Genomic DNA, 9,805 nt, shown 5'->3' with positions numbered 1-9,805 from the left:
TGGGCTGCTGAATATCTCCAAAAATCAAACAAACCCTTAAAAAGGGCCAGTAGCGAATCATTATTTTCTAAAATTCGTCTGCAATTTCGGCAATTTAGCTGAAAAGCAAGTAAAAGGATGAGTGCCTGACGGAGAGAACAGTGGTGTTCGAAAATTATGCTAATGAGCCCACGGACTTCTACTCTTATTCATGAACAAAGCCCGCCCCGTTCGCTAACGCGACGGCGGCGGGCTTCAGCCGGGTTCTCTATAACAGCGCTTTCAGCTTGCAGACCGCTTCGACGAAATAGTAATCGCCATAGATCAGCGCGCCGTTAAACACGGTATATCTGGATGCGGGATCGCTATGGAAGGCCGAGGTGCCGCCGGTGAGCAGGCATTCGTCCGACTGGTCCCAAACCGCGCAGCGCTCGGACAGCGCCCGCAGGATGGCGATCGCGGATTCCAGGTACAACGCCCGCTCCGCCTCCGGCACAGCCTTGGCGATCTCGATCAAGCCGCAGGCCGTAATCGCTCCCGCGCTGCTGTCGATCAGATCGGAGTCAGCCGGCTGCCGGTAGTCGCAGGCCGGCACATACCCGCCGAGCGCCAGGCAGGAAAGCGTGTAGTGAGCGATGCGCTTGGCCGTCTGCAAATATTCGGTCTTCTGCGTCCAGTGATACGCCTGCGCGAAGCCGTAGACAGCCCAGCTTTGCCCTCTCGACCAGGAGGACCCGCTTTCGTACCCTTGTCCCCGTGGAATTTCCGCCACTTCGCCAGTTTCTTCGTCGAAGACGACGATGTGATGGACTGACCCGTCTTCGCGAACGAAGTGCTCCGCCGTCTTGTCCGCATGCATAACGCCGATATGCTTGAAGCGGGCATCGCGGCTCTGCTCGGAGGCCCAGAACAGGAGCGGAATATTCATCATGCAGTCGATGATGGCCCAGCCCGGATTATCTCCGTTCCAAGCGCGTATATAACCTCCCGCCAGATTGCCCCGGGCGGACAGCACATTGGCAGCCAGCATCGCTCTGCGCCGGGCCTGGTCGTCCCCGGTCAGCTCGTAATTCATCACGCTGGATAACAGCCACATGAAGCCGACGTCGTGATGCAGTTCATCGTAGCCGTACAGCACCTGGTCCATTTTCAATTCGATGCTTCGGGCATATTCCTTGTACTTCTCTTCCTTGGTTTCCCTGTACATCTGCCACAATATGCCCGTCCAGAACGTATTCGTCCACCAGCCGGCGTCATCCTGGCAATCGTCGTAAACCCCATTTTTCGTCGTGTACGGCATGCCGTCCTGGATGCGGTCCGAGGTAACGGATAATTTGGCCGCTATGCGGTCCCAGGTGTGCAAAATAAACTCCTGATGGGCGTGCAAGGCTTCCTTCATTTCTTGATTCCTCCTACAGGTATAGTGAACTGGCTGACAGTCGAAGCGTTTATGCCTATGTCCACTATAAAGAAATCGGAAGCGCGCCCATATCGTGCAACTTGCGGATTACCTTGCAAATCTTGCTATCCGGTCAGGCGAAATATGCTATACTGGTCACGCATTCATTTTCGAGCCGGGAGGTGCGTCATGAGAGTAAACTTGGCTTCTATCGAATTGGCTAACGGCGCCTTCAGCTACTCCCACGCCGTCACGCACAGCCCTCACGATAACCAGCACCAGATGTATCTGCTGAGCTGCTACGAGATTTATTATCTAATATCGGGCAGTGTTGTCTATCAGGTGGAAAATCAGACCTATACCCTCAGTCCGGGCGATTTGCTGATCATCAACAACAAGGAAATCCATCGGCCCTACTTTACTTCCGATACAAGCTACGAGCGCATCCTTATTTTCTTCACTCCCGAATTTTGCAGCCATTATAACAGGGACAGCTCCCCGATTCTGCAATATTTCGAACGCAAAAAGCCGGGCAGCTTCAATCTGCTGCCCGGCAAGCTGGTGGAGCAGGAGCAACTGGCCCGCTATTTCACCGAGATCGAGGAGCATCACCGCAGCGGGCAGCCTATGAGCAGCCTCGAGATCGAACTGACCTTCATCCGTCTGCTTATTCAGCTTAACCGGATCATCGGCTCCCATCTCCATACCTTTGCCTTTGAAGGCGACTACGATGCCAAGATCGAGCTGATCATCGCTTATCTGAACGATAATCTGCATCGGCCGCTGACCCTTCAGGACATTGAGAGCAACTTTTTTATAAGCAGGTATCATTTCTCTCATCTGTTCAAGCGCATCACCGGGTACAGCTTCAAGCAGTATATGATCCATAAGCGGATCGCCAAAGCCGCCGAGCTATTGAAGCTTTCCGTCCCGCCGTCGGAGGTTTGCCGAAGGACCGGCTTCGAGGATTACTCCAACTTCTACAAGGCGTTCAAAAAAATTACCGGCGTCTCGCCCGCCAATTATTCTTGAATACTTTCCCGCATTCTTTCATGTCCCTGCTTTTGGTGCGCGGGAGAAATGGATATGCGATCCCCGCCGGCAGCCGAATCGTCATCGTCGTTCCTTGCCCAAGTACGCTTGCTGCGCCGATATCCCCGCCGTGCCTGGTCACGATCCACCTGGCAATGGCCAGGCCCAGCCCGGTTCCTCCGCTGCTGCGGCTCCGCGACTTGTCTGCGCGATAGAACCGGTCGAAAATATGCGGCAAATCCTCGGCGGCGATACCCGCACCCGTATCTTGAACGACCAGCTCGGCATGGGGCCCGGTCCGGCGGGCTGCAATCCGAACCGTTCCATTCCCGGAAGTAAACTTCATGCTGTTGTCGAGCAGGATCACCAGCAGCTGATGAAGCCGTTCGCGGTCGCCAATCAGCTCAAGACCGTTTTCCGCCTGTATCTCAAGCTTTTGCTGCTTCAGCTCGGCGATCGGCTCGAACTTCTGCGTCACCTCGCGGACCACCTCTTCCAGCAGTAACGGCTTCAAAAGAAGCTCCTCCTGATCGGAATCGGCTCTCGCCAGCGTCAGCAGCTGATCCGTCAGTCTGCCCATTCGCTTGGCTTCCGCAAGCACCATGGAGAGCGGCTCGCTCATCTCCATGACGGACCGGTCCGGATGGCGGAATACAAGCTCGGCATTCGCCTGAATGATCGATAACGGCATCCGCACCTCATGCGAAGCGTCGGCGACGAACTGCTGCTGCTTTTCCCAGGAGCGCCGGATCGGCAGCAGCGCCTTGTTGGCTAAATACAGGCCGGCCAGCAAGGTCACCGCTCCGCCCCCAAAGATGCCGAGCAGGATCAGCTTCAGCAGATTGTTCAGCATCGTTTGCTCGGAGTCGATGATGCTGATCGCTTGAATCGACACGATCTCGGAGGAGGACGTCCTGCCGTCCGGCGGCTGGGGCAGGTCAAGCGGATTCGTTCCATTGATCCGGATCTGATCTCCCATTCCGCTCTGAGCGTTCGTCTCGGCAGACGGCGTGTAATCCATTGAGTAGAGACGATACGCATGTCCGTCGATTTTGACCGTTTGCGGCGTCCGAATCGACCGGTACGGCCGGAACATCTCGGTCGCTTCTCTATTCTTGTTCCCGGAAAGCACGTGAAAGGCATCTCCATTCTCGTCCCAGAGCACCAGGAACACCCTGGGGTCGATGCCCTGAACCTGAATCAGCGTCTTCTGCAGCTTGCCTTCCGCATGCTGCTGCGGCCCTTCATTCATCAGAAATTGGTTTTTGGCCTGACTCAGCTTCGTGTCCTGCAAAATTCTCAGCCGCAGCGATTCATCCACATTGGCATATAGCTGACGGCTCAGCTGGGTGTAGACGAAAGCGCCGAGGCAGGCGATGATAACGAAAAACACGGCGGCATTCAGCACGGTCAATCGGATGCGGGTTTTGCCAAACATGGCGTATTCTCCTTCACCATATAGCCCACGTTCCGGATCGTATGGATAATGTGATCGTAATCGAACGCCTTTAATTTTCTGCGCAAATAGTAGACGTATACATCCACTACATTGGATCCGACATCGGATTCAAGCCCCCATACCCGCGTGCAGATTTGTTCCCGGGTCAGGATCTGCTCCCGGTTGCGCAGCAAAAATTCAAGCAGCTCGAATTCCTTTTGCGTCAGGTCCACAGGCAATCCGCCGATGGAGGCTTCCTTCGTTCTCATATGAAGGAACAGCCGGTGATACGCCAGCCCTCCCTCGCTGTCTCCCTGCCCCCGTCTTCGCAGCAAAGCGCGCAGCCGGGCGAGCAGGGCCGGCACCTCGAACGGCTTCGTCATATAATCGTCCGCTCCGGTATCAAGACCTCTCACCATATCCTCCACGCTGTCTCTGGCCGTCAGAAACAAGACCGGAGTGAGCAGCTGCTTGGCGCGGATGCGGTGTACGATCTCGAGTCCGTCCATGCCGGGCAGCATCATATCGAGCACCAGCAGATCATAGATGCCTTGCTCCGCCAAATAGCAGCCTTCTTCGCCGCAGGTTGCCCGGTCCACCTGATACCCTTCTTCCTCCAGCAAGGTTTGAATGGTTCTGAGCAAATGAATGTCGTCTTCGACAACGAGTATTTTCATCGGCTTTCCTCCTGTTTGACGTGCAGCCTGCTTGTTGGTCCAGTCCTGCTTGTTGATCCAGTCCTGCTTGTTGATCCAGTATAGAGGAGAAAGCTGAAAAGCAGATTAAAACAGAAAACGTTGCTTCCCCAACCGCCCGATACATGCGGGATGCGGTTAGTCCGAGTAGGCAAACCAGTCCAGCTCCTTGCTGGCAAGCAATTTTTTTTGCCCGTCCTGGAACTGATGATACACGTTCAGCCGGTATGTTTTCATGTCCTTGATTTTGTAAATAGTGTCTTTGTCCGCATACGAAATTCGGGCATCATGCCGGCCAAGCAGAAGCGACTTGGAAGCCTCCTTCCCTGCCAGGTCATAGGTCTGGCTAACGACGATTTCCTTGCCGCTATCCACAAGCTCGTCCGTCAGCTCGACGATCAGCTTGTGCTCCTTCATGTCCGCTTCAACCAAAGCGCTCCGCTTCAGCTCGTAATCGAAGTCAAGCAGCACGGTGCCGGTGGCAAAGTTCGCCTGTGTCCCGATGCGGCTTAACGAAATCGTATACGGATAGACCTCCAGCCCGGCGAAGCCGGCCTGAACTTCCTTCTTCTCCGCCGGCAGTCCGAATGCCGCTGCGTTGATGTAACCATCCCGCACAACGCCCTCCTCCGGCCGGGCGGCAGGCACGGACAGCTCGTCGCCAAGCAGCAGCCTCATGCCTTCTGTCCTGTAACCCTTCGGCACCATAGCCCAGATCGTCTGCAGCGCTTTGCCTCCGGGATTCACCTTATTCATGCCCGCTGTAACGGTCGCGGGCAGGATCGTGCCGTCAGCCGACTGGAATTGGGCGACCTGCTTGCGCAGCCCGGCGAACCGCTTCTCCAGGTTTTCCACCTCCAGCTGTACGGCGATCAGATCGGCCGCTTGTCCCTCGAAGGTATGCACCGCATGTACGCGATAGGCGGCGCTTTGCCCGATATCCGTCAGCCTTCTCGTATCCGTCGGCGGGATGAACGCCATATCCATCAGCGCTTCGTTATGCTGGAAGACCAATAAATCCTTCGCTTTATTAGCGTTAGCCGCCTCCTTCTCCTGCAAGTACAAATTCAGGCTGCGGAATTCACTCGTAAAAGGAATTTTGCCGGCCAGCTGAATGTTCATTTCCTTCCCCGGCAGCAGACTGATCACCTGATCGGAACGGACGACTCTCGCTTCGACGGATACGGCATCATCCAGCTTGAAATATCCTTGAAGCTCCGGGACAGGCAGCGCCTGGGTTCCGTTATTTATCAAGGTGATGCCGGCCGACAAGATGTCCTGATCCTCCCACGGCAAACGCTGCAGCGAGTTCAGCCTGGCCGTATACGTCCCTTGCTTGTTCGTAAAGTCATAATCGTTGCCGATGGAAACCGTCCTGAGCGTCGCTTCCGGCACTTCGAGGAAGGCAGCCGGCAAGGAAATGCGCTCCCCGGCAGCACCGCCGGCTATAGGCTCCGTGATCACAAGCTGCCAGCCGTCCGCTCCCGCTTCCTTCGGAATGGAGACGGTGAGCATGCCTGCCTTCTTCTCCATCGGCTGAACAGCCGCGTCCTGGATGAAATCGGCGGATTGCAGCGGGTAATAAAGTCCGCCGGGCGTGCGGATAAAAAAGCTGAGATTCGGCAGATGGAGGGGATTTATGCCGGCATTCATCAGCTCCAGATCGAGCGCCGGCAAGTAAAACTCGTCATTCTGGCTGATGGCTGCATGCGTGATGATCCCGTGAAACGGTACCCCGCCGATGCTCAGACTGCGCTTCTCTCCCGCAGGCGTCACCCCCTCATCGTCCTCCGGCGCGGTCATGCGGCCGACGACTTGCTCGAACCCGGCGGCGGCAAAGTCCAGCCGAATCAGCTTGAATACGAGATCCTCCAGCTTGAGCGATGCGGCTACTTTGGCATAAAAGCCGAAATTCTCGCTTGAGCCCGGCGCAACCCGGTTTTTATTCTTGTCCCGGGGAAGCAAAGTGACGCTGATCGGGGTGCCTGCCGCCGTCTGCAGACGCACCCAGTAATCGTCAAATGCGAGGTCGTTCTCTCCCCCGTTGTACACGGTCAGCGTGAAGGCAAGCGTGCCGGTGTGATCCCCGGGAAGCAGCATAACCTCCTTCAGCTCCATATAGCTTTCGTTCCCGATAGCTGCCTTGCCCCAGATTGCGGGGCTGTGGAGCCGTGCTTCGGCGGCGGCATCCGGCAGGGATCGGATTTCCCCGGCACCGGTGTCCGTGCCGGAGTCGGCCCGGGCCGGAGCCGGGGAAACCGCATGGCTGAGAAGCAGAAGCACGATAAGGCAGATGACAGTGCCTTGACGCAGGTACATGATGAATAGATCCTCCTCCTTGTTAACTGGCGGGGCGTCAAGCTTCGCCGCAGCGCGTTCCGCTTGCCGCAAGCTTGACGGCCCCGTGAAGCGAACTACTCCTGCAAGTAAGTGCTGACTTTGTTTTGAATCACCTTGGCGGCTTCCTCCGCCGACTTCTGTCCCTGGAAGAACGGTGCGCTTTCCTCCACGACGATTGACGTGATCTTCGGGTCGCTTTCGGCGTATACTTTGGCGTTGCTCAGCGCCTTCTCGATCATAGCCAAATCCTCGTCCGTCGCCGGCTGCACATTCAGCTCCTTGCCGTTCATTTTCATTTTTATTTTGGCGCCGCCGCCCTTGCCATTGCCCCCCCCTATATTCTTCCAGCTCTCGCCTTGCGCCTTGGAGCCGTTCTTATTGACCGGGAACCCGTTCAGCTCTCTTGCCGACTGCATCTCATCGGACAGCAGGAACTTTACGAATTCCCACGCCGCCTGCTTGTTGGCCGATTTGCTGTTAATGGCCAGCGGCATCGACGTTGTAAACAGCGTTCCTCTCGCGTCATTCTCGGATGGAAGATCGTAATACGCTCCTTTTCCGTCGAAAACCGATTTCGGCATACTGTACATATCCATAAAGCTGATAATATTCGCTTGCGGCTGGATTACGATATTGTTCGCATCTCCGTTATCCGGCACAATGAACTGCTCGTCGTACATCGATTTGGCCAGCTTCAGCAGCTGAATGAATGCCGGCGAATCGAATTTCGCCTGCTTTCCGCCCATATCGGCGAATTTGGCGATACTGCTGTTCAGCATGAGCGTGATCAGCTGAGCCGGAGCGATTTTCCCCAGCGGATACGTATCCGGCTTGCCGTCCTTGTTGTTGTCGGCTGCCCAGCTGCCCGCGAGCTGCTTGAATTCCTCCCATGTCCACTTCTTGTCGTCGATGCCGGCTCCGCTCAATACGGCCTCGTTGCCGAGCCACATATTCAGGCCCACTTTCACAGGTACCGTGTACAAGGCCCCGCCATATTTCATCGCGTCAAATATGCCGGTGTAGTACTGATCCAGCTTGAAGGCCGCATCCTTGCTCATCAGGTCGCCGATATTTTCCAGCAGCTTCTTGTCGGCGTATTTCTTATAAGGGAGATCGTTCATCACAATAATGTCCGACGCCTTGCCGCTCATCAGCTCCGCGCCCACCGTGCTGACGTACTTTTCGATGTTTTTCGGATCGGGTCTGGTCATCACCATCATATTCTGGCCTGGCTGCTGCGCTCCCGTAGAGGGCGCGGCCATATATTCCTTGATGTCGATCCGGATGTCCGGATGCGTCTCCTCGAACCGCTGCTTCGCAAGCTCCAGAAAGCGGTCGGAGGTCATCACGGAAAGCGAGACGGTTGCCGGTCCGGATGACGGGGTCATGCCGCCGATTCCGCCGGTTGTCGGCATAGGGTCTTTCCCCGCCCCCGAGCAGGCCGTCATGGCGAGCAGGGAAACGGCCGATACGCAGGCAATGGCCGAGGTTTTAGCTGTTTTTTTCATGGGACAACGTCACTCCTTTAGTAGATGTAAAATAGAAAATCGACACGGTAAACAAAGCGCCCGCTACCGCATATTCAAGCGGTTCGATCCGGTAATAAAGCCCCGCCCAGCGAGCGGCGGCGAAGGCGGCGAGAGCGGCGGCCGGAATACAGAAAAACAGCTGCTGCAGTTGCAGGTAAAGCGGCACGCGGACCATCGCCCACAACCGGATGCCCAGCAGGAACACCGGCACTCCAAGCAGTGCGCCCGCGGCAAACAGTCTTCCCGCAAGCCGGCCGGCCGCGTCGGCAAGCCGCTCGGGCGATGAAGGCACATAACCTCCGTCCGCCGCCTGCTGCTGCCATAAGCTCCTCAGCTTATCCATGTAAAAGGATAAATCAATGACCTGCTCCGGCACCCATTCCGGCGGAATATACAGCCGGAACCGGATCAGCTCCCACAAGCCTGCTATGCATGCGGCCATGCCGGCCATCGCGAGCACGCTTGTCAGCAGCCGGCGCTTTTCGCTTAGGAGCGCATCGGACCAATCGTCGGTCAAGAGTCTGCCGCGCAGCAGACCGTACGCCCGGCCCAGCAGCCGGTACGTCAGCTGTGCGAGCATAACTATGGCGATGGCTCCGCAGCCGAACAGCAGCAGCGCCCTGAGCTGCGCAATCCGGGTAAACGCAAGCACACCGTTAGCGACGCGGAACTGCGTCGGAGGCTGGCCGATCGCCTCCAGCACTCTCTGCGCGGCCTCGCCCTCGCTATCAACTGAAGCGTCCGGCCTCGCCGCTAGCTGAAGCGTGTCGATGCGGGCCGAGGCGTGGACATCGAACATGGCGGTAACCGGGATGAGCACATCCGGAATGCCGTCATCCGTCATTTGACGAAGCAGGGAGCCTTCGCTATCGTAGACGCCGATGATTGTGAAGGCCGCGCCGAACAGCTCGATCGGCTTGCCGACGACCTGGCCGGAACGAAACAGCCGATCGGCAAGCCTTGATCCGATCACCGCTACACGGCTGTGTTCATCAACGGAGGCAGGCGCGATCGACGTGCCTGCCTTCAGCCTGACTTCGGCAAAGTCGCGATAATGCCCGTTCACGCCAAACACGTCGGCAACGGCCGAAGCAGCCCCGGCAGCCGCCCTAGTCTGGGCTTTAGCCGAATAAGCGACCGGCAGCGGACTCCAGGCTTTAACCAGCTGGCCGGCGTCCCGCAGACTCAGCCCTGCGTCAGCCGCCGAAGCCACGGACCGGTCGATATTGACGGTAAGCTTGTTTAATCGAAACGAACCGTTCGCCTGCTCCCAGTCGTCTAGGACGGACGATAGCAGCCCCATGCTCGCCAGCACCAGCAGGACGCCTGCGAACACCAGCAATGAGGCCAGACGGGAGCGCTGCATGATGATGCCTCCTTTCTTCATTGCGGG

General features: G+C 56.9%; 7 protein-coding genes. 1 reads left to right on the top strand and 6 read right to left on the bottom strand.

The features are described from left to right. Window positions 1–247: 247 nt before the first annotated feature. Window positions 248–1,378: a glycoside hydrolase family 88 protein gene (locus BLR08_RS17070; RefSeq protein ID WP_072333302.1), complete on the bottom strand. Its 1,131-nt coding sequence runs from the start codon at window positions 1,376–1,378 to the stop codon at window positions 248–250. 189 nt (window positions 1,379–1,567) lie between these two features. On the opposite strand from BLR08_RS17070, the gene BLR08_RS17065 reads away from it, so the two are divergent. Next, window positions 1,568–2,410 carry an AraC family transcriptional regulator gene (locus BLR08_RS17065; protein WP_072333305.1) on the top strand — a complete coding sequence of 281 codons (843 nt, stop codon included), beginning with the start codon at window positions 1,568–1,570 and terminating at the stop codon, window positions 2,408–2,410. Here the strand turns inward: BLR08_RS17065 and BLR08_RS17060 are convergent. The 5 genes from BLR08_RS17060 to BLR08_RS17040 all read right to left on the bottom strand — a co-directional run bounded on the left by BLR08_RS17060 (window position 2,379) and on the right by BLR08_RS17040 (window position 9,778). After that, entirely contained in the window at window positions 2,379–3,848 is a 1,470-nt protein-coding gene (locus BLR08_RS17060; RefSeq protein ID WP_072333308.1) for a sensor histidine kinase, read from the bottom strand. The genes BLR08_RS17065 and BLR08_RS17060 overlap by 32 nt on opposite strands. Further along, window positions 3,821–4,525: a response regulator transcription factor gene (locus tag BLR08_RS17055; RefSeq protein ID WP_072333311.1), complete on the bottom strand. Its 705-nt coding sequence runs from the start codon at window positions 4,523–4,525 to the stop codon at window positions 3,821–3,823. Before BLR08_RS17055 ends, BLR08_RS17060 begins: the two co-directional genes overlap by 28 nt. A 156-nt stretch (window positions 4,526–4,681) precedes the next feature. After that, window positions 4,682–6,862 carry a hypothetical protein gene (locus BLR08_RS17050; protein ID WP_072333314.1) on the bottom strand — a complete coding sequence of 727 codons (2,181 nt, stop codon included), beginning with the start codon at window positions 6,860–6,862 and terminating at the stop codon, window positions 4,682–4,684. Window positions 6,863–6,957: 95 nt separating this feature from the next. Next, the gene (locus BLR08_RS17045; protein ID WP_072333317.1) at window positions 6,958–8,391 is read right to left on the bottom strand and encodes an ABC transporter substrate-binding protein; all 1,434 of its coding nucleotides are present in this window, start codon (window positions 8,389–8,391) and stop codon (window positions 6,958–6,960) included. Continuing rightward, the gene (locus BLR08_RS17040) at window positions 8,375–9,778 is read right to left on the bottom strand and encodes an ABC transporter permease (protein WP_072333320.1); all 1,404 of its coding nucleotides are present in this window, start codon (window positions 9,776–9,778) and stop codon (window positions 8,375–8,377) included. The genes BLR08_RS17045 and BLR08_RS17040 overlap by 17 nt, the downstream gene beginning before the upstream one ends. Window positions 9,779–9,805: the final 27 nt, after the last annotated feature.

The organism is Paenibacillus sp. cl123 (genome assembly GCF_900101595.1).
Classification (GTDB): Bacteria; Bacillota; Bacilli; order Paenibacillales; family NBRC-103111; genus Paenibacillus_G.
Note: the sequence above shows the minus strand (reverse complement) of the source record. Positions and strands in the feature narration are given on the sequence as shown.